The 20,256-nt window shown below is 63.2% G+C and carries 19 protein-coding genes; 15 read left to right on the top strand and 4 right to left on the bottom strand.

Annotation, left to right across the window (positions count from 1 at the left end; translation table 11 throughout):
• The first annotated feature begins 13 nt into the window (after nt 1-13).
• The 14 genes from AC3WLT_RS05805 (at nt 14) to nagZ (ending at nt 13,318) form a co-directional block, all read left to right on the top strand.
• On the top strand, nt 14-499 hold the full coding sequence (locus tag AC3WLT_RS05805; protein ID WP_492590953.1) for a hypothetical protein: 486 nt from the start codon (nt 14-16) through the stop codon (nt 497-499).
• A gap of 101 nt (nt 500-600) precedes the next feature.
• Entirely contained in the window at nt 601-1,200 is a 600-nt protein-coding gene (rpoE, locus tag AC3WLT_RS05800) for an RNA polymerase sigma factor RpoE (RefSeq protein WP_006051939.1), read from the top strand.
• A gap of 83 nt (nt 1,201-1,283) precedes the next feature.
• The gene (locus AC3WLT_RS05795) at nt 1,284-1,916 is read left to right on the top strand and encodes a sigma-E factor negative regulatory protein (protein ID WP_492590952.1); all 633 of its coding nucleotides are present in this window, start codon (nt 1,284-1,286) and stop codon (nt 1,914-1,916) included.
• A 4-nt stretch (nt 1,917-1,920) separates the two neighbouring features.
• A complete protein-coding gene (locus AC3WLT_RS05790) occupies nt 1,921-2,964 on the top strand; it encodes a MucB/RseB C-terminal domain-containing protein (RefSeq protein ID WP_492590951.1) in 1,044 nt (347 codons plus the stop codon).
• A 36-nt stretch (nt 2,965-3,000) separates the two neighbouring features.
• Entirely contained in the window at nt 3,001-4,527 is a 1,527-nt protein-coding gene (locus AC3WLT_RS05785; protein WP_492590950.1) for a DegQ family serine endoprotease, read from the top strand.
• On the top strand, nt 4,524-4,787 hold the full coding sequence (locus AC3WLT_RS05780; protein ID WP_492590949.1) for a glutaredoxin family protein: 264 nt from the start codon (nt 4,524-4,526) through the stop codon (nt 4,785-4,787). The genes AC3WLT_RS05785 and AC3WLT_RS05780 overlap by 4 nt, the downstream gene beginning before the upstream one ends.
• A gap of 193 nt (nt 4,788-4,980) precedes the next feature.
• Nucleotides 4,981-6,774, top strand: a complete 1,794-nt coding sequence (lepA, locus tag AC3WLT_RS05775; protein WP_492590948.1) for a translation elongation factor 4 — start codon at nt 4,981-4,983, stop codon at nt 6,772-6,774.
• Nucleotides 6,775-6,792: 18 nt separating this feature from the next.
• Nucleotides 6,793-7,686, top strand: coding sequence for a signal peptidase I (lepB, locus tag AC3WLT_RS05770; RefSeq protein WP_492590947.1), 894 nt, complete (start codon nt 6,793-6,795; stop codon nt 7,684-7,686).
• 171 nt (nt 7,687-7,857) lie between these two features.
• Nucleotides 7,858-9,147, top strand: coding sequence for a ribonuclease III (gene rnc, locus AC3WLT_RS05765; protein ID WP_492590946.1), 1,290 nt, complete (start codon nt 7,858-7,860; stop codon nt 9,145-9,147).
• Nucleotides 9,148-9,201: 54 nt separating this feature from the next.
• Entirely contained in the window at nt 9,202-10,101 is a 900-nt protein-coding gene (gene era, locus AC3WLT_RS05760; RefSeq protein WP_492590945.1) for a GTPase Era, read from the top strand.
• The gene (gene recO, locus AC3WLT_RS05755; protein WP_492590944.1) at nt 10,088-10,999 is read left to right on the top strand and encodes a DNA repair protein RecO; all 912 of its coding nucleotides are present in this window, start codon (nt 10,088-10,090) and stop codon (nt 10,997-10,999) included. Before era ends, recO begins: the two co-directional genes overlap by 14 nt.
• Nucleotides 10,996-11,760: a pyridoxine 5'-phosphate synthase gene (pdxJ, locus tag AC3WLT_RS05750; RefSeq protein ID WP_492590943.1), complete on the top strand. Its 765-nt coding sequence runs from the start codon at nt 10,996-10,998 to the stop codon at nt 11,758-11,760. Before recO ends, pdxJ begins: the two co-directional genes overlap by 4 nt.
• A 16-nt stretch (nt 11,761-11,776) precedes the next feature.
• A complete protein-coding gene (acpS, locus tag AC3WLT_RS05745) occupies nt 11,777-12,220 on the top strand; it encodes a holo-ACP synthase (protein ID WP_492590942.1) in 444 nt (147 codons plus the stop codon).
• 69 nt (nt 12,221-12,289) lie between these two features.
• Nucleotides 12,290-13,318: a beta-N-acetylhexosaminidase gene (nagZ, locus tag AC3WLT_RS05740; RefSeq protein WP_492590941.1), complete on the top strand. Its 1,029-nt coding sequence runs from the start codon at nt 12,290-12,292 to the stop codon at nt 13,316-13,318.
• A 103-nt stretch (nt 13,319-13,421) separates the two neighbouring features.
• Here nagZ and AC3WLT_RS05735 read toward each other — a convergent pair whose 3' ends face one another.
• From AC3WLT_RS05735 to earP, 4 genes are all read right to left on the bottom strand, one after another.
• Complete coding sequence (locus tag AC3WLT_RS05735; protein WP_492590940.1) at nt 13,422-14,804, bottom strand: sigma-54-dependent transcriptional regulator; 1,383 nt, start codon at nt 14,802-14,804, stop codon at nt 13,422-13,424.
• Nucleotides 14,805-15,094: 290 nt separating this feature from the next.
• Nucleotides 15,095-15,265: a CsbD family protein gene (locus tag AC3WLT_RS05730; protein WP_492590939.1), complete on the bottom strand. Its 171-nt coding sequence runs from the start codon at nt 15,263-15,265 to the stop codon at nt 15,095-15,097.
• A gap of 320 nt (nt 15,266-15,585) precedes the next feature.
• Nucleotides 15,586-16,143, bottom strand: coding sequence for an elongation factor P (gene efp, locus AC3WLT_RS05725; protein ID WP_492590938.1), 558 nt, complete (start codon nt 16,141-16,143; stop codon nt 15,586-15,588).
• Nucleotides 16,144-16,594: 451 nt separating this feature from the next.
• A complete protein-coding gene (gene earP, locus AC3WLT_RS05720) occupies nt 16,595-17,788 on the bottom strand; it encodes an elongation factor P maturation arginine rhamnosyltransferase EarP (RefSeq protein WP_492591017.1) in 1,194 nt (397 codons plus the stop codon).
• Nucleotides 17,789-18,047: 259 nt separating this feature from the next.
• On the opposite strand from earP, the gene uvrC reads away from it, so the two are divergent.
• On the top strand, nt 18,048-20,252 hold the full coding sequence (gene uvrC, locus AC3WLT_RS05715) for an excinuclease ABC subunit UvrC (RefSeq protein ID WP_492590937.1): 2,205 nt from the start codon (nt 18,048-18,050) through the stop codon (nt 20,250-20,252).
• Nucleotides 20,253-20,256 lie beyond the last annotated feature (4 nt).

Here is a 20,256-nt window from a genome sequence, read left to right as displayed (position 1 = left end):
ACCTGATCGCCCGGTGACGCGCCAGTCCACGACGCCGGCTCAGCCGGCGGCTTCCCCCGAATCGGCAACGCCGAACGGAGCGCCGCAACGAATTGCGTTGCGGCGCTCCGTCGCCATGCGCGCCGCGTTGGGGGTTTTCGTTCTGACCGCCGCGCTGGCTGTCCATACCTGCCTCGCGTCGCATCTGGGCGCGTGGCAGGCGCTTCCGTTGTCGCTCGCCGGGTTGGCGTTGCTGACGCTGTGCGCAGCGAGACATGAGCGTGCGCAGCCTGTCGCGCTCAAACTCGGGCCGGACGGATTGTCTGCGTGGGATCGCGCGGGGAATCTGCTGGCGCAGGGCCGCATTGCCGGCTGTTCGCAATGGAGCGGCCGTCTGCTCGTTCTGGCCCTCGCGCCGGATCATGGGCGCCCCCGTACGCTATTGGTCGCCGCCGACGCACTCCCAGCACCTGTCTTCCGGGAACTGGCGGTGCGAGGCCGGCGCGGCGCAGGTGCGTGACTGTAACGACTGTAACCGCTGTTACCGTAGTAACGTGCCGTGATGATGGGGACGCTACAATGGTGCCCCGCCATGCGCGCTATAGTTAACGGATTTATCAGGTGAGCGAAAAAGAAATTGATCAGGTGCTGGTCGAGCGCGTCCAGAAGGGCGACAAGGCCGCGTTCGAGCTTCTGGTCTCCAAATACCACCGCAAGATTCTCCGGCTGATCTCGCGCCTCGTGCGGGACCCCGCCGAAGTGGAAGACGTCGCTCAGGACGCCTTTATCAAGGCGTACCGGGCATTGCCGCAGTTTCGCGGCGAATCGGCGTTTTATACGTGGTTGTACCGGATTGCGGTCAATACGGCAAAGAACTACCTTGCGACCCAGGGGCGGCGCGCACCGACATCGACCGAAGCGGATGCTGAAGAAGCTGAAACTTTCTCGGACGCCGACCAACTAAGGGATATCAACACGCCTGAGTCGATGTTGATGAGCAAGCAGATCGCTGAGACGGTCAATGCTGCGATGGCGGTTTTACCGGAAGAGTTGCGCACCGCCATTACTCTTCGTGAAATTGAGGGTTTGAGCTACGAGGAAATCGCTGAGATGATGGGTTGCCCAATTGGCACTGTCAGATCACGAATTTTCCGCGCTCGCGAAGCCATTGCGGCAAAATTGCGTCCGCTGCTTGACACACCTGAAGGCAAGCGCTGGTAATCGACCAGCCGGCAGGACGGGGCGCGGGTGCAATATCTGGGTTAGTGGTGTCACTACGGGGTGTTTGTAAGATGGGGAGCATCATGGGGTCGGTCTCGATGCAATCGCAAGCCAGCTCGCGCAGCGAGCGTCTGTCCGCTTTTGTCGACGGTGAGCTGTTCGGTGAAGAGCATCTGAATCTGAACAAGTTTTTTTCCGAACTGGACGGCGACGATCGTGCCGCCTGGTCGAGCTATCACCTGATCGGCGACGCACTGCGTTCCGACGATCTGGCGGTCAGCCCGGCGGCGAGCAGTGCGTTCCTGAGCGGTTTTGCCGCGCGCTTCGAAAACGAGCCACACGTGCTCGCGTCTGCTGCGATGCCTGTCGCGCGTCGTCTGCTGGCTTTGCGCCGCCGCGTTGTACCGGCTTTTGCCGCCGCCGCCGCCGCCGCTACCCTGACGTGGATCGTCGTGCCGCAACTGCAAGGCGTGCCGGGCGGTCCGGGTGTTTCGCAAGTCGCGTCGGTAGAGGCGCATGGCGATGCGCTGCAACGTGTGGCCATGGCTTCCGTGCCGGCCGCGACCGTTGCGCCGGTCGCACAAGACGCCAATATCATTCGTGATGCAAGTCTCGACCAGTATCTGGAAGCTCACCAGCAATTCGCGCAACAACCGGTCATGCCGGGCTCGATGCCGCTGATCCGTGCTGCCGCCGTCTCTACGCAAGGCCAATAGTTTGATGCAGACTCCGCGGTTGAATAAAACGACTATCTGGGGGCGGCTGCCGGCATTTCTGTTCTGCGCAGCCGTATTGTTGTCCGCTACACCGCGGGTCTTTGCACAAACCGACGATCCGCTCGTCGCCCGTCGCACGGCTGCGGATCTGCTTGACCGCATCCATCAGGCCGCGCAGCAGCAGAACTACGAGGGCGCCTTCGTCTATCAGCGCGGCAATTACGTGCAGACGTCGCGGATCGCGCACTACGCGACCCGCGCGGACGGCGAATTCGAGCAACTCGAAAGCCTCGACGGCAAGCCGCGCAAAATGCTGCGTCATAACGAAGAGCTTTACACCTTCGTGCCGGAGCGGCATCTGTGCGTCGTCGAGAAGCGCCAGAACAAAGATTCGTTCCCGGCATTGCTGGCAGTGAGCGGCGAACAGGTGCTGTCGGTTTACGAGCCGAAACTGCTCGTCGACGACCGCGTCGCGGGCGTCGACAGCCAGGTGATCGAACTCGATCCGAAAGATGCCTATCGCTTCGCGTACAAGCTGTGGGCCGACAAGAAGACAGGCTTGCTGCTGCGTGTCCAGACGCTCGACCCGAACGGCCAGGTGCTCGAGCAATTGTCGTTTTCCCAGATTCGCGTCGGCGTGCCGGTCGACAAGGCCGCGATCGTCAGCGGAATTCGTAATACGGCAGGTTGGACCGTCGTGCGTCCGCCGGTCGAGCCGGTCGATATGCAAGCGCAAGGTTGGCAGATCGCGCCGACAGTGCCGGGCTTCCGCAAGATTCGCGAATTACGCCGCCCAATGGCCGCACGCGACGCGGGCCAACCTACCATTCCGGTCGACCAGGCCGTGTTCTCCGACGGTCTCGCGGCCATTTCGGTGTTCGTCGAGCCGGTCGAAAACAACACCCGCAAGGAAGGCGCGGGCAGTAGCGGCGCGACGCATGTGCTGGTCAAGCGGCGCGGCGACTTCTGGATTACCCTGCTCGGTGAGGTGCCCCAGAGCACATTGCAGCAATTCGCGTCTGCCATAGAATACAAAGCTCCGAAGTAACTTTCTGAATCCTCGAATCCCTCGGCTTGCTACGATATGACGACTTTCTCGGTGCGCAAATTCCTCGCGGCCGCGGTGGTAGCGGCGTGTTTGCCGCTTTTGCCGCATATGGCGTCGGCGGCTCCCGCAGCCAATCTGCCCGATTTCACCGATCTGGTCGACAAGGTCGGCCCGGCTGTCGTCAACATCCGCACAACGACGCGTGTGTCGAACAGCGGCGCGCGCGGCGGTCTGCCTCCGGGCATGGACGACGGCGACATGTCGGAGTTTTTCCGCCGCTTCTTCGGCATCCCGTTGCCGCAAACGCCGGGTACGCCGGGTACGCCGGGTACGCCGGGTACGCCGCGCGGCGGCGATAACGGCGGCAGCGGCGGCAGCCAGGACGCCCCGGATAGCAACGATGCCGAACAGAACAGTGGCGTCGGCTCCGGTTTCATCCTGTCGGCCGACGGCTACGTGATGACCAACGCGCACGTCGTCGACGATGCGGACACCATTTACGTCACGCTTACCGACAAGCGCGAATTCAAGGCGAAGCTGATCGGCGTGGACGATCGGACGGACGTTGCCGTCGTCAAGATCAGCGCCGCCAATCTGCCGACCATCACGATCGGCGACTCCAACAAGGTGCGTGTGGGCGAGTGGGTGGTCGCGATCGGCTCGCCGTTCGGTCTCGAGAACACCGTGACCGCCGGCATCGTCAGCGCCAAGGGGCGCGACACGGGCGATTACCTGCCGTTCATCCAGACCGACGTGGCCGTCAATCCGGGCAACTCGGGCGGTCCGCTGATCAATATGCAGGGCGAAGTGATCGGCATCAACTCGCAGATCTACAGCCGCACCGGCGGTTTCATGGGCATTTCGTTCGCGATTCCGATCGACGAAGCGATGCGCGTGGCCGATCAGCTGAAGGCGTCGGGCAAGGTCGTGCGTGGGCGCATCGCGGTGGCGATCGGCGAAGTGACCAAAGATGTGGCCGATTCGCTCGGTTTGCCGAAGGCGCAAGGCGCGCTGGTCAGCAGCGTCGAGCCGGGCGGTCCGGCCGACAAGGCCGGCGTGCAGCCGGGCGACATCATCCTGAAGTTCAACGGCCATTCGGTCGACACCGCGACGGATTTGCCGCGCATGGTCGGCGATACGAAGCCGGGCACCAAATCGACGCTCACCGTCTGGCGCAAGGGCCAGACGCGCGACTTGCCGGTCACGATTGCGGAGATGCAGCCGGACAAGACCGCCAAGGCGGATTCGAGGAAGCCGCCGGTGCCGAAGCAGCGCGCGACGAACGTGTTGGGCCTCGCGGTCAGCGATATCCCCGCCGATCAGCTGAAGGCGCTGAAACTGCGCAATGGTGTGCAGATCGACGCGGTGGACGGTCCGGCAGCGCGCGTGGGTCTACAAAAGGGCGACATCGTGCTGCGCGTCGGCGACACGGATATCACGAGCGCAAAGCAGTTCGACGACGTGATCTCACACCTCGATCCGCAGAAAATGGTCGCGCTGCTGGTTCGCCGCGGCGAGAACACGCAGTTCGTGCCGATTCGTCCGCGCAGCGCGCAGAAGTGAAAACGGTGGCGCCCCTCACGCTTTACGGGCGCGCGTGGTGCCACTTGTGCGACGAGATGCGCGCCGTGCTCGAGCCGCTGCTGGCCGAGTTCGGCGCGCAGGTCGAGGTGGTCGATGTCGACTCCGATCCCCTGCTGGAAGCCCGTTACAACGAACTGGTACCGGTTCTGGTTTGCGACGGCGTCGAACTGTGTCACTACCACCTCGATGCGGCGCGGGTCCGTACCGCGCTCGCCGCACGCGTCGCGGCGGCGCCTTGAGCGCCCCAGATGCATAAACGCATGCGCCGTTCATACCAGGTTTCACGCCTCTCCTGAGCCGTCTTTTCCGCCCGGTCCTTGCAAGATGCGCCGGGCGATAGCCTTTTCGGCTAAAATAGATAGGTTTTTCACCTACTTACAAGGCGTGCTCCGCTATTGTCCGAGCGCGCCTTTTTTGCTTGATCGGCACTGAATGGATCATATTCGTAACTTCTCGATCATTGCGCACATCGACCATGGCAAGTCGACGCTCGCCGATCGCATCATCCAGATCTGCGGCGGTTTGTCCGACCGTGAGATGGAAGCTCAAGTGCTCGACTCGATGGATCTCGAGCGCGAGCGCGGCATCACCATCAAGGCACAAACCGCCGCACTGACGTATAAGGCCCGTGACGGGCAGGTCTACAACCTGAACATGATCGACACGCCGGGCCATGTCGACTTCTCGTACGAAGTCAGCCGTTCGCTGTCCGCATGTGAAGGCGCGCTGCTCGTCGTCGACGCGAGCCAGGGCGTCGAGGCGCAAACGGTGGCCAACTGCTACACGGCGATCGAACTGGGCGTCGACGTGATTCCGGTGCTCAACAAGATCGACTTGCCGGCCGCGAACCCTGAAAGCGCGATCTCCGAAATCGAAGACGTGATCGGCATCGACGCGACCGACGCCACGCATTGCAGCGCGAAGACCGGCCAGGGCGTGGAAGACGTGCTCGAAGCGCTGATCGCCAAAGTGCCGCCGCCGAAGGGCGATCCGGAAGCGCCGCTGCAAGCGCTGATCATCGACTCGTGGTTCGACAACTACGTCGGCGTCGTGATGCTGGTGCGCATCGTCAACGGTACGCTGCGTCCGAAGGACAAGATCCGCATGATGGCGACCGGCGCGCAGTATCCGGTCGAGCACATCGGCGTGTTCACGCCGAAGTCGAAGAACCTCGAATCGTTGTCGGCGGGGCAGGTGGGCTTCATCATCGCCGGCATCAAGGAATTGGCCGCGGCGAAAGTGGGCGATACCGTCACGCTGGTGAACCGGCCGGCAGCAGAGCCGCTGCCGGGCTTCAAGGAAGTGAAGCCGCAGGTGTTCGCGGGTCTCTATCCGGTTGAAGCCAATCAGTACGACGCGCTGCGTGAGTCGCTGGAAAAGCTCAAGCTCAACGACGCTTCGCTGCAATATGAGCCGGAAGTGTCGCAGGCGCTCGGTTTCGGTTTCCGTTGCGGCTTCCTGGGCCTTTTGCACATGGAGATCGTGCAGGAGCGGCTCGAACGCGAGTTCGACATGGACCTGATCACCACGGCGCCGACCGTGGTATACGAAGTCCTGCAGCGCGACGGCACGACCATCATGGTCGAGAACCCGGCCAAGATGCCGGAGCCGTCGAAGATCGAGGAAGTGCGCGAGCCGATCGTCACCGTGAATCTGTACATGCCGCAAGACTATGTCGGCGCGGTGATCACGCTGTGTACGCAAAAGCGCGGCACGCAGATCAACATGCAGTACCACGGCCGCCAGGTTCAGCTGACCTACGAAATCCCGATGGGCGAAGTGGTGCTCGACTTCTTCGACCGTCTGAAGTCGCTGTCGCGCGGTTACGCGTCGATGGATTACGAGTTCAAGGAATATCGCGCGGCTGATGTCGTGAAGGTCGACATGCTGATCAACGGCGACAAGGTCGATGCGTTGTCGGTGATCGTGCACCGTTCGCAAAGCCAGTATCGCGGCCGCGAAGTGGCGGCAAAAATGCGCGAACTGATTCCGCGCCAGATGTACGACGTCGCGATTCAGGCCACCATCGGCTCGAACATTATCGCGCGCGAAAACATTAAAGCGTTGCGTAAGAACGTGCTGGCAAAATGCTACGGCGGCGATATTACGCGTAAGAAGAAGCTGCTGGAAAAGCAAAAGGCAGGCAAGAAGCGAATGAAGCAGGTCGGGTCCGTCGAGATTCCGCAAGAGGCTTTCCTCGCGATCCTGCGTGTCGAAGACAAATAAGACGAACAACGGAACCTTATGAATTTTGCGCTGATTCTTTTTGTGCTCGTCATTTTGACGGGCGTCGCATGGGTCGCAGATAAACTGGTTTTCATGCCGCAACGGCGGCTCGCGGCGGAAGCGGCGGTCGTCGAGTTCGACCGCCAGCAAGCACGTGTCGGCGAGCGTTTCGCCGATGAAAACGCGGCGCAAACGCGCGCCCGTCTGCGTGACGACAAGCTGCGTCAACCGTGGTGGCTCGAGTATTCAGCGAGCTTCTTCCCGGTGATTCTGGTGGTGTTCGTGGTGCGCTCGTTTGTGGTCGAGCCGTTCAAGATTCCGTCGGGTTCGATGGTGCCGACGCTGCTGGTGGGCGACTTCATCCTCGTCAATAAATTCGACTACGGCATCCGTCTGCCGATCAGCAACACAAAGATCACGCAAGGCCGTCCGCTCGAACGCGGCGACGTGGTGGTGTTCCGCTACCCGAAAGACGAATCGGTCGACTACATCAAGCGCGTGATCGGCTTGCCGGGCGACACTGTCGCGTATCAGGACAAGAAACTGACGATCAACGGCAAACCGGTGCCGGAAACGTCGCTGCCGGACTACCTCGACGAAGAGCGTCTCGGTTACGCGAAGCAGTTCGAAGAAGGTATCGACGGCCGCAAGAACGCGATCCTGAACAATCCGGCTGTGCCGCCGTTCATCGTCGGCGCGGAAGATTATCCGTCTCGCGACAACTGCACGTACAACGCACGCGGCGTGATCTGCAAAGTGCCGCCGGGCAATTACTTCATGATGGGCGACAACCGCGATAACAGCGCCGATAGCCGTTATTGGGGCTTCGCGCCGGACAAGAATATCGTCGGCCGCGCGTTTTTCATCTGGATGAACTTCAGCAATCTGAAGCGTATCGGCTCTTTCAACTGAGCACGCATGCATTGACTGCACGGCACGCTGCGCAAATGGCCGAGAGGTCGCATCAGTCGCAGCGTGTTATTACGCTACTTTAAGAACCTGCGGTAACGTCGCTTCACTACGCTTTTTCCGCTGGCCGTCCCGCGTTTTCGCCGGGGCAGGCGCCCGCGTTATACTCTGCCCATGCCCCTATCTCCGTTGGAAAGCCGTTTGCGCTACGAATTTCGCAATGCGGAATTGTTGCGCCAGGCTTTAACGCACCGCAGTCATAGCGCCACGCATAACGAACGGCTCGAGTTTCTCGGCGACTCCGTTCTGAATTGCGCGGTGGCTGCGCTTTTGTTCCAACGTTTCGGCAAACTGGACGAAGGCGATCTGTCACGCGTCCGTGCCAATCTGGTCAAACAGCAGTCGCTGTACGAAATTGCTCAGGCCCTGAATATTTCGGAAGGCCTGCGGCTTGGCGAGGGCGAACTGCGCAGCGGCGGCTTCCGCCGGCCGTCTATCCTCGCTGACACGCTTGAGGCGGTGTTGGGTGCAGTGTTCCTCGACGGTGGCTTCGAGGCCGCCCAGACGGTCATTAAGCGCCTCTATGTGCCGATTCTCGATCACATCGACCCGCGCACGCTCGGCAAAGACGCCAAGACCCTTCTGCAGGAATATTTGCAGGGTCACAAGATCGCTCTGCCTACCTACACGGTCGTCGCGACTCATGGTGCGGCGCACAATCAGCAATTCGAAGTCGAATGCACGGTGCCGAAACTGGATGTGAAAGTGTCCGGTTCGGGCGCAAGCCGCCGCGCGGCGGAGCAGGCCGCGGCCAAGAAAGCGCTCGACGAGGTGATGGCTGCGGCGCCCGCCGTCGTCGCCAAGCCCAAGCGCTCGAAGAGCGCCCGTGCGGCGAAGCATATCGAGCCGGAGATCGTGCCCGGCGTGACCGGTGTGCAGACCGCGCTCGATTTGCGCAGCCCGGATCGCAAGAACGAACGGGTAGCGGGACGTGGCGAGAGCCGCGCTGCCGCTGCATCGGAATCCGCGGCCGACCGGCCAACGCTGGCCGCCACACCCGCACCGCTGGCGATGATTCGCGCGGCGCACGTCGAGTACAGCGGGCAGGACAAACCCGAGCGCACCGAGAAGGCTGAAAAGGCGGATAAAGCGGCCACCCACGCGAGCGAAAAGTCCGCTGACAAGGCCGCGGCGGACAACCCGGCCGAGAAGCCGGACGTAAAGCCGGAAGTAAAGCCAGACGTAAAGCCCGTGGACGCCAAACCGGCGGACTCAAAGCCGGCGGACGCCAAATCCGCCGATGCCAAGCCCGAAGGCGCCACCGTCCGCAGCGTCGACAAACATCGCAGCCGCGAAATCACACCCGGCGCAGCCGTGCCCACGTCCAACGCGCCGGCGCAAACCGAACCCGAACCCGGTGTAGCCGACGCAGTGCAAACGCGCGTCGCCGACGCGGGCCATTGATTGCCATCGGCGCGCGGCTTCCGCGCGTCGTTCTGAACTTGCCGTAGCCCGAATATGAACGCTCCCACCCCCACTGGTTTTCGCTGCGGCATGGTCGCGATCGTCGGCCGCCCGAACGTCGGCAAGTCCACGCTGATGAACGCGCTGGTCGGCCAGAAAGTCAGTATCACGTCGCGCAAGGCGCAGACCACGCGCCACCGCATCACCGGCATTCACACGCTCGAGGACGCGCAGTACATTTTCGTCGATACACCGGGTTTTCAGACCAAGCATAGCGGCGCGCTGAACCGGTCGCTGAATCGCGCGGTCACGTCCACGCTGACTTCGGTCGACGCGATCCTGTTCGTGATCGAAGCGGGCCGCTTCGGCGCGGACGATCAGAAGGTGCTCGATCTGATTCCGCCGTCGGTGCCCACGCTGCTGATCGCGAACAAGCTCGATCGCGTGTCGGATAAGGATTCGCTGTTTCCGTTCATGCAACAGGTGAGCGCGCTGCGCGAGTTCAACGAGATCGTGCCGCTGTCGGCGAAGAATCCGGACGACATCGAACGTTTGATGGCGACCGTCAAGCCGTTCCTGCCGGAAGGCGCGCCGATCTACGGCGAAGATGACCTGACCGATCGCAGCGAGCGCTTTCTTGCCGCCGAGATCCTGCGTGAAAAAGTGTTCCGCTGGACTGGCGACGAACTGCCGTACACCAGCACCGTGCTGATCGACAAATTCGAAACCGAAGGGCGCCTGCGCCGCATTTTCGCGACCATCATGGTCGAGCGCGACACGCACAAGGCCATGATCATCGGCCAGAAGGGCGCGAAGCTGAAGCAGATCAGCACGGAAGCGCGCCTCGACATGGAAAAGCTGTTCGACGGTCCGGTCTATCTCGAAACCTTCATCAAGGTGAAGAGCGGCTGGGCCGACAACGAAGCCGGACTTCGTGCGTATGGGTACGAATGACGCGTGGATGACGCTGAATTCCGACGCTGACCCGGACGACCCGGAGCCGGCCGCGCCGGCGCGCGAGCCGTCCAAACCCGCCCGCACCACCCGAAAATCCTCCAGTAAAAGCGCACAGGGCGCCGAAGGCGAGCCGCGCAAAGCGCCGGCGCGCCGCGCACCTCGCACCTCCGCGTCCGCGTCCGAGTACCGGATCGCGGAGCAACCCGCTTTCGTCCTGCACAGCTATCCGTATCGCGAGACCAGCCTGATCATCGACGTGCTCTCGCGCGATCACGGTCGTCTTGCGCTCGTCGCGAAAGGCGCGAAGCGTCCGCACTCCGCATTGCGCGGCGTGCTGCAGACGTTTCAGCCGCTCGCGTTGTCGTGGTCGGGCAAATCCGAAGTGCGCACGCTGACCGGCGCCGAATGGGTCGGCGGGATGTTGCCTTTGACGGGCGACGCGTTGCTCTGCGGCTTCTACGTCAACGAACTGCTGGTCAAATTCTGCGCGCGCGAAGATCCGCATCCGCAACTGTTCCATCATTACGTCGTGACCATGACGCGTCTCGCGCACGACGAGCCGCCCGTGCAGGTGCTGCGCTCGTTCGAGCGCGTACTGCTGCGCGAAACCGGCTATGCGATGGCGCTCGACCGCACCGTCACGCGAAAAGCCGTGCAAGCGGATGGCCGCTACGTGTTCGATCCCGAGCGCGGCGTGCGCGAAGCGTCCGACGACCTGCCCGCGCAATGGCCCGTGATCTCCGGACAAACCTTGCTCGACATGGAACAGGACGATTACCATCGAGCGCAGACGGTGGCGCAAAGCAAAACGCTGATGCGCTTTCTGCTCAACACTTACCTTGGCGGCACGCCGCTTGCGACGCGCCAGATCCTGATCGACTTGCAGAACTTATGAGCTTCTTTCTTACGTCGCCGAATGTGATTGATCTTGGCGTGAACATCGATCACGTCGCCACGCTGCGCAACGCGCGCGGCACGACTTATCCTGATCCGATCCGCGCCGCGTTGCAGGCTGAAGAAGCCGGCGCCGACGTGATCACGCTGCACCTGCGTGAAGATCGCCGCCATATCGTCGACGCCGACGTGCGCACGCTGCGTCCGCTGCTCAAGACGCGGATGAATCTCGAATGCGCGGTGACGCAGGAGATGCTCGACATCGCGTGCGAAGTGCGACCGCATGACGTTTGCCTCGTGCCGGAAAAGCGCCAGGAACTGACGACCGAAGGCGGGCTGGACGTTGCCGGCCAGTTCGAAGCCGTGCGCGCCGCGTGCATGCAGCTCGCGGCAGCGAATTCGCGCGTGTCGCTCTTCATCGATCCGGACGAAACGCAAATTCGCGCGGCGCACGAAGCCGGCGCGCCGGTGATCGAGCTGCACACGGGCCGTTACGCAGAAGCGCGCGATCCCGCCGAACAGCAGCGCGAATACGAGCGGGTGGTGCGCGCCGTCGAATTCGGCGCGACGCTTGGCATCAAGGTGAATGCGGGTCATGGTCTGCACTACACCAACGTTCAGCAGATCGCCGCGATCGAAGGCATCGTCGAGCTGAATATCGGCCACGCGATCGTCGCGCATGCGATCTTCGCCGGCTGGGACAACGCGGTGCGCGAGATGAAGGCGATCATGGTCGCCGCGCGTCTCGGCGCGTGCGCCTAACGCCACGGCGCCCCGCATGGCGATTTACGGTATCGGCACGGACATCGTTCAGGTCAGCCGCGTGGCCGCGGTGATGACGCGCACCAACGGCCGCTTCGCCGAAAAGGTGCTCGGCCCGGACGAATTGCGCATCTATCACGCGCGCCAGGCCCGGTCGGCGGCGCGCGGTCTCGCGTTTCTCGCCACGCGCTTCTCGGCCAAAGAAGCGTTCTCGAAAGCGATTGGCCTCGGCATGCACTGGCCGATGACCTGGCGCGCGCTGCAAACGCTCAACAAGCCGAGCGGCGAGCCGATGGTGGTCGCCTCGGGCGAACTCGCCGAATGGCTCGATGCGCGTGGCATCACCGCGCGCGTGACGATCAGCGATGAGCGCGACTACGCGGTGTCGTTCGTGATCGCGGAGACAGGGGAGGTGGTGCGAGGGCTGGACTCCCCTTATGCGCCCGCCAGCGACGAATAAAAATACGTTGAACGCGGAGCACGCCGGCCGCGTCTCTCCTTGTCTCAAGCTTTTTTCTAGCGGAATTCGATGAAAACCATTCCCGGACCGGTGATGCTCGACGTGGTCGGCACAACGCTGAACCACGACGACAAGCGCCGCCTTGCCCATCCGATGACCGGCGGCGTGATCCTGTTCGCGCGTCACTACGAGAGCCGCGCGCAACTGATCGCGCTGACCGATTCGATCCGTGCCATCCGTGCGGATCTGCTGATTGCCGTCGATCATGAAGGCGGCCGCGTGCAGCGCTTTCGGACCGACGGTTTCACGGTGCTGCCGGCGATGGGCAAGCTCGGCGCGCTGTGGGACAGCGACGTGCTGCACGCCACCAAAGTGACGACGGCGGTCGGCTATATCCTTGCGTCGGAATTGCGCGCGTGCGGTCTCGATATGAGTTTTACGCCGGTGCTCGATCTGAATTACGGTCAGTCGCAAGTAATCGGCGATCGCTCGTTTCACCGCGATCCGCGCGTCGTGACCTTGCTGGCAAAGAGCCTCAATCACGGTCTCGTGCTGGCGGGCATGAGCAATTGCGGCAAGCACTTCCCGGGGCACGGCTTCGCGCAGGCGGACTCGCACGTCGCGATGCCGGTCGACGACCGGACGCTGGACGAAATCCTGCGCGACGACGTGGCGCCGTATGACTGGCTCGGTTTGTCGCTGGGATCGGTGATTCCGGCGCACGTGATCTACCCGCAAGTCGACTCGAAGCCAGCCGGCTTCTCGCGCGTCTGGCTGCAGGACATTCTGCGTAACAAGCTGCGCTTCGAAGGCGCGATTTTCAGCGACGATCTATCGATGGAAGCGGCACGGCAAGGCGGCACGCTGACCGAAGGCGCGAGCGCCGCGTTGCAGGCCGGTTGCGACATGGTGCTGATCTGCAATCAGCCGGACGAAGCGGAGAAGGTGCTCGATGCATTGCGTTTCACGCCGTCGAAGGAATCGCAGCGGCGTCTGAAGCGCATGCGGCCGCGCGGCAAGGCGCTCACCTGGAGCAAGCTGGTGGCCGATCCGCAATATCAGCAAGCACAGGCATTGTTGCGTAGCGTGTTTGCGTGACGCGCTGGGTCACGCAATTGCGTCAGGCGATCGAGTCAGACTAAAAAACGGCGCCTTCGAGGCGCCGTTTTTTATTCAAGCTCTACCGCGAGGCCGGCAGCACTCAGTTCAACCGCATCCGCTGCAGCTTGTTGTAAAGCGTCTTCGGACTGATCCCCAGCAGCGACGCCGCACGATGCCGCGTACCGCCGACCGCGTCGAGCGTCGCGCGAATCAGCATTTCTTCGACATCGGCGAGCGGCGTGCCCACCGTCACCTGCACGCGGCTGCCGCTCAGATCACGGCCGTTAACCGAACCCGCCTCGTCGGCGCGCAACGATTCCAGCACGTCGCCCGACGCGTGATAAGCGCGCCGCACGCGGTCCTGCAATTCGCGCACGTTGCCCGGCCATTCATAGGCGAGGCACTCGCGCAGGAAATTCGGCCCAATCTGCTTGGCGACCTCCGCCGTGCCGCGCACGGCCGCTTCATGATTCAACTCGTCGACGACGGTTTGCGCGATCAAGGCAGCGTCGTCGGCACGTTCGCGCAGCGGCGGCAGCGTCACCGCCGCGGCTTCGAGGCGCAATGCGAGATCCTCGTGCAGGCTGCCGTCAGCGACTGCCGCACGCGGCGCCTTGCGTGTCGACGCGATCAGCCGGAAGTCCGTCACCACCTGATGCGTGCCGCCGACCCGCATGAAGGTCTGCGAATCGAGCGCGCGCAGCAGCGCTTCCTGTTGCACACGCGGCAGTTCGGCGATTTCGTCGATGAACAGCGTGCCGCCGCTCGCCTGCTCGAACAGACCGGGTTCGCGCTGCTCGGCGCCGCTGAAGGCGCCGTGCTCGTGGCCGAACATCAGGCTGTCGAGCGGACGGTGCACAGCGGCGCTGCCCGCGGTACGGCAATCAAAGGTCACGAACGGACCTTTGCGGCGCCGGCTCATGTCGTGCAGCGTGCGCGCGGCGACATGCTTGCCGGTGCCGGTTTCGCCGGCGATCAGCACGGCGGCTTCGGTCGGCGCGATATGTTCGATCGTGTCGTAGACATGCTGAATCGCGCCGCTTCTACCGAGCATCGCACCGAAGCGCCCGAGCTGACGCAGCGACGCGCGCAGCGTCTGCACTTCCTCGGTCAGTTCGTACGGACGCGGAATACGCGCAAGCAGGCTGCGCAGGCGCGGAATGTTGACCGGCTTGAGCAGATAGTCCCAGATGCCGTGCCGCAAGCCTTCGATCGCGCTCTCGACCGTCGCATTGCCGGTCATCACGATCACAGGCAAGGCGCCGCCGGGCGGATGCGCGGGCAGATGCTGCAGCAGATCGAGCCCGCTGCCGTCCGGCAGATTCAGGTCGACCAGCACGACGTCGGGAATGAAGCGTGTCAGCGCGGCCCGGGCCTCGGCGATCGTCGTCGCGGTGTCGACGGAGAAGCCGTCGGCAGCGAGGATGGCGGACAGGCCCGACAGGCTATTGGGATCGTCTTCAACAATCAGGGCGTGTGGCATAGCGAGCGCAATTTTTTAGATGGATGGAATACCCGCGTCGCACCGCCGGGACTCCGGCGTGCGACACGGGCGCGATGGCTGGCCGGTATGAGCGGTCGAATGGCCGGTCGAGCGCCGCGCGAGCAGCGTCCGCCAGGGCGGCGCGGTAGCCGCCGGGCAATGGAGATGGGCGCGGCGTGATGCGTGCGACGGCGATTCGACTCATGTAGTTCTGGTCCTTTGCAATTCGGTCAGGTGCCTGGATTTCTATAACGCATGGCAGGGCGCCTGTATTTCCTTCATTCGACCGGTCAGATATCCCGGTTTCTGTCGAAGAAGCGCCGTACCTCAAGTTCCGCCTGCTCGCGGGTCCTGCGGTAACGCTCCTGGATCAACCCGGCGAGTTTGTCGGCGCGGCCTTTCGCTTTGGACAATTGGTCGTCCGTCAGCTCGCCCCATGCAGTCTTTGCCTTGCCGAGCATTGGTTTTCACTTGCCTTCAGCGATGTCGTTATTCATGCCATCTCCGCAGTTGAGGAAAATAAAGCCGTGCAGGCCTATGACTCAGGGTGAGCACGGACTGTGCCACAACCATTTACTTAAGCTTATCAATGGTTTGAGGGATGCAGAGCGGAAACGCGAGGGTGTCGGGCAGGCATTTTCGAGAAGGTTGCCGGTAAAGTTTTCCTCAACCATACACGGCAGCGCAAAAAAGAAAAAGCGCCCAAAGTGGGCGCTTTTTTTTGTCGCATTTTTTTCGCGGCGCCGGCGTTGCTCCGGCGCAGGATTCAGTCCGCGGGCGCTTAGGCGCGGCTGCGGTACTCGTGCGTACGCGTGTCGATTTCGATCTTGTCGCCGATGCTGCAGAAGAGCGGCACTTGCAGTTCGAAACCGGTGGTCAGCTTGGCGTTCTTCAACACCTTGCCCGACGACGTATCGCCCTTGACAGCCGGTTCCGTGTAGATGATTTCGCGGACCAGCGTGGTGGGCAGTTCGACCGAGATGGCCTTGTCGTTGTAGAACACGACTTCGCAAGCCATGCCGTCTTCGAGGTAGTGAAGGGCGTCGCCCATCATTTCGTTTTCGACTTCGAACTGGTTGTAGTCGGCGTCCATGAACACGTACATCGGGTCAGCGAAGTACGAGTACGTCACTTCCTTGCGCTCCAGCACGACGACGTCGAACTTGTCGTCCGCCTTGTACACGCTTTCCATGCCTGCGCCGGTCAGCAGGTTCTTGAATTTCATCTTGACGACGGCGGAGTTGCGGCCCGATTTGTTGTATTCGGCCTTTTGCACGACCATCGCGTCTGCGCCGATCATCACTACGTTGCCGGTGCGGAGTTCCTGTGCGGTCTTCATAAAACTGTCCTGTACGAAATAAGTAGCTTCAACTTTTGCTCAACGGCATACGGCGCAAGCGGCTTCGGCGCTTCTCGCACTCCGGCGCCGCACCGCCTGGGAGCGGCTGGGCCGGGGTAGTGCGTGAAGCGTGGCCGGCTTGCCGCGGCTGCCCGCGGCGGATCGCAGGGCAATACCTGCGATTCCTGCATTCCCTGCAATCCGTTACCTGCTTTTACCCTGTGCGGGCGTTACACGAGTGGCGCCGATTCGCATCATGCGTCCCTTTTTTGACATTTCTGCCGGCGCATCGGCGGCTGATTCGGCTACCTTGCTTGCCGCCTTATCTGCCGCCTTATCTGTGCCACTCACTGCCGCTCAACTGCCGTTTAGAGCAGATGACATGCCAGTGGATGCGGGGTTCGCTGTTTCGATCGGGCCGCGCTTGCGTCGTCGGCCGTTGGATAACCGTTTATTTTAACTGACTTTTTGCGAACAAGGCCAGATTTCCGGCGAGGTCGCCCACCTGCGCCAATTCGCGCGCCCATTCGGCCGCGCGTTGCTTCAGGGCGGCTCGGTGACGCAGGAAATCTGCCCAGTCCGGCTGACCGGCGCCGTTCCATGCGTGCCAGAAGCGCGCGAGCGCGTCGCGCGCGTCGGCGGGCAAGGTGCGGGCGTAGTGGGCGAGTGCGGCGTCGAGCTTCGGCAGATGGGCGTCGTCGGCTTGCGGGTAGATGTGCCAGACGAAGGGCTTCGCGGCCCATTGCGCCCGCACGAACGAATCCTCGCCGCGCACGAGATTGACGTCGCTGGCCCACAGCAGCGCGTCGTAGCCGGGTTGCCCGGTAAAGGCGAGCGCGTGGGCGCTGAGGCTGCCGCGCTCGGCGTGCGCACCGGCGGCAAACGACGGTAGCCCGAAAAAGCGTGCGACCGCGCCCGAGATCCGGCCTTCCGGCACGAGCAGCACGACCGGTTCGGCGCTATCGCGCCACTGTTCGAGCAGGCTGTCGACGGCGGGGTTCTCGTAGGCGAACAGCGAGACGACGGTGGCCGCGGCGGGCGGCGGCGGGCGGCCGGCGGTTTTCAGCCACCAGGCTTCGCGGGCTGGCTGCGAGGCTTCGAAGGCCGCCCGCGCGGCGTCCAGATGCCGTTCCTTCAGCACGCCGCCGGTGCCGGTGCCCAACCCTGGGAAAAAGAACGTCTTCGTCAACGCATAGCGCGGATGGGGCGACGGCCGCAGATGGAAATCCGCGACCCAGTCTTCGGCGCTCAGATATTCGAGGTTCAGCCAAACCGGCGTGCGCTCGCGCCGCGCCATCGCGGCGACGTAGATCGGCGGCAGCTCGCACGCGAACGCCTCGATCACCACGTCGGCCACTTCGAGCGTCTCGCCCGCGTGCGCCGGGTCGTGCCAGTGTTCGACGATGATGCCGCCGATCGCCTGGCGCGCGAGATCGGGCGCGAGCGACGGGCAGAGCTTCTGAAACGCATGCAGGTCATCGACGAACACGCGCACTTGCCAGCCGTGCTCGCTCGCCAACTGGCGAGCGAGGCGCCAGCACACGCCGATGTCGCCGAAATTGTCGATCACCGCGCAAAAGATATCGCAGGCGATTGCCGTGGGCGTGGTGGCCGGTTGTTCGGGAAGGGGCGTAGCGGAAGACATGGTGGCCTGGGTCGCGGGTTCGAGCGGGCGCGTGGTTGGGTCGGGCATTTGAGCCGTGCAGTTGGGTTCAGCCGCCGGCCCATGCCGCTGCGATGCGCCATTCGATGCAGCGGGCTCGAACCCACGCGGAATGTTCTAAACTGGCGATTCTAAAGCACTCGTCCGCGGTTCCGCGCGCAAGCGAGCACTCAAGTGAGCGCGCGAGCGCGCAGCACTCGAGCCGAGGCTTCGCGACACTGTTCCGCCCAACCGATCCTGCATGACCGAACCCGAAGTAACCGACGCTTTCGAGCCGAAAAAAGTGCTCACCCAATTGCCGCATCTGCCCGGCGTCTATCGCTATTACGATACGCACGGCGCGGTGCTCTACGTGGGCAAGGCGCGCGACCTCAAGAAGCGCGTCTCGAGCTACTTCACGAAGACCCTGCTGTCGCCGCGTATCGCGATGATGGTGACGCGCATTGCGCGCATCGAAACCACCGTGACACGCTCCGAGGCCGAAGCGCTGCTGCTCGAAAACAATCTGATCAAGGCGCTCGCGCCGCGCTACAACATCCTGTTTCGCGACGACAAATCGTATCCGTACCTGAAGCTGACCGGCCACAAGTTTCCCCGCATGGCGTATTACCGCGGCTCGGTGGATCGCAAGAATCAGTACTTCGGACCGTTCCCGAGCGCATGGGCCGTTCGCGAGAGCATCCAGATCCTGCAGCGCGTATTCCAGTTGCGCACGTGCGAAGACTCCGTGTTCAGCAACCGCACGCGGCCCTGTCTGCTGCATCAGATCGGCCGTTGTACGGCGCCGTGCGTTGGAGCCATCGGCGAAGAGGATTACGCACGCGATGTCGCCAACGCATCGCGCTTTCTGCTCGGCCGGCAGGGCGAGGTGATGAAGGAACTCGAGCAGAAAATGCACGCATTCGCGAGCGAGCTGAAGTTCGAGCAGGCGGCGGCGGTGCGTAACCAGATGAGTTCGCTGTCGACGGTGCTGCATCAGCAGGCGATCGAAGTCGGCAGCGACAGCGACGTCGATATTCTCGCGGTGGTCGCACTCGGCGGACGCGTGTGCGTGAATCTCGCGATGGTGCGCGGCGGACGGCATCTGGGCGACAAGGCGTACTTCCCGGCGCATGTGGAAAGCGCGCTGACGGCAGAGGAGGGCGGCCTGGAAACGGGCGGCGAGGGGCTGTCCGATGCACTGGCCGAGCCGGGTTCGACGTTAAACGATGCGCCATCCGCTGCTGCAAACAGTGCGGCCGAATCGTTCGATGCCGCCGACGCCCTCTCTATCGCGCAAGAGCTGCCGCAGGACGAAGACGCCGAAGACGCCGCCGTGGACGTGGAAGCCGAAGGCGAGGCGGATGCGGGCGCTCCCTCGAAGCCGCGCAAAGGCCGCGCCGCCGGCGGCATCGAGTCCGAAGTTCTCGAAGCGTTCATCGCGCAGCACTACCTGGGCAATCGTGTGCCGCCGGTGCTGGTGGTCAGCCACGCGCCGGCCACGCGCGAGTTGGTCGACGTGCTGATCGAGCAGGCCGGCCACAAGGTGACCGTGCTGCGTCAGCCGCAAGGTCAGCGGCGTGCATGGCTCGCGATGGCCGAGCAGAACGCCCGGCTCGCGCTCGCCCGCCTGCTGTCCGAACAAGGCTCGCAGCAGGCGCGCACGCGCGCGCTCACCGACACGCTCGGCATGGAGTGCGACGATCTCGCGCATCTGCGTATCGAATGCTTCGACATCAGTCATACGATGGGCGAGGCGACGCAGGCGTCGTGCGTGGTGTATCACCATCACAAGATGCAGTCGTCCGAGTACCGGCGCTACAACATCACCGGCATCACGCCTGGCGACGACTACGCGGCGATGCGTCAGGTGCTCACGCGCCGCTACGAGAAGATGGTCGCGCAAGCCGCCGCGCATGCTGCCGATGAGGCCGCCGCCGAAGCCGCTGAGTTGCAAACGGACGCGACGGCCGATCCGTCATTCACGCCCGATGCGGCGGAGCCGGCAGCCGCGGGCGGCATTTTGCCGACCATTGTGTTGATCGACGGCGGCAAGGGCCAGGTCGAGATCGCGCGCCAGGTGTTCACGGAACTGGGTCTCGATACGGGCATGCTGGTCGGCGTCGCAAAGGGCGAAGGGCGCAAGGTCGGTCTCGAGACGCTGATTTTCGCCGACGGCCGCGCGCCGCTCGAACTCGGCAAGGAAAGCGCGGCGCTGATGCTGGTCGCGCAGATCCGCGATGAAGCGCATCGCTTCGCCATCACCGGGATGCGCGCGAAGCGCGGCAAGACGCGGCAGACCTCGCGGCTCGAGGAACTCGAAGGCGTGGGTGCGAAGCGGCGTCAGCGGCTGCTGGCGCGCTTTGGCGGGCTGCGTGGCGTAGTCGCGGCAAGCGTCGAAGATCTCGCGAGCGTCGAGGGGATTTCGCAGGCGCTCGCCGAGCAGATCTATCGGCAATTGCACTGACCCT

Source organism: Paraburkholderia sp. FW306-2-2C-D06C (assembly GCF_058781505.1).
The sequence above is the reverse complement of the archived record's forward strand: the minus strand, read 5'-3'. Positions and strand labels throughout refer to the sequence as shown.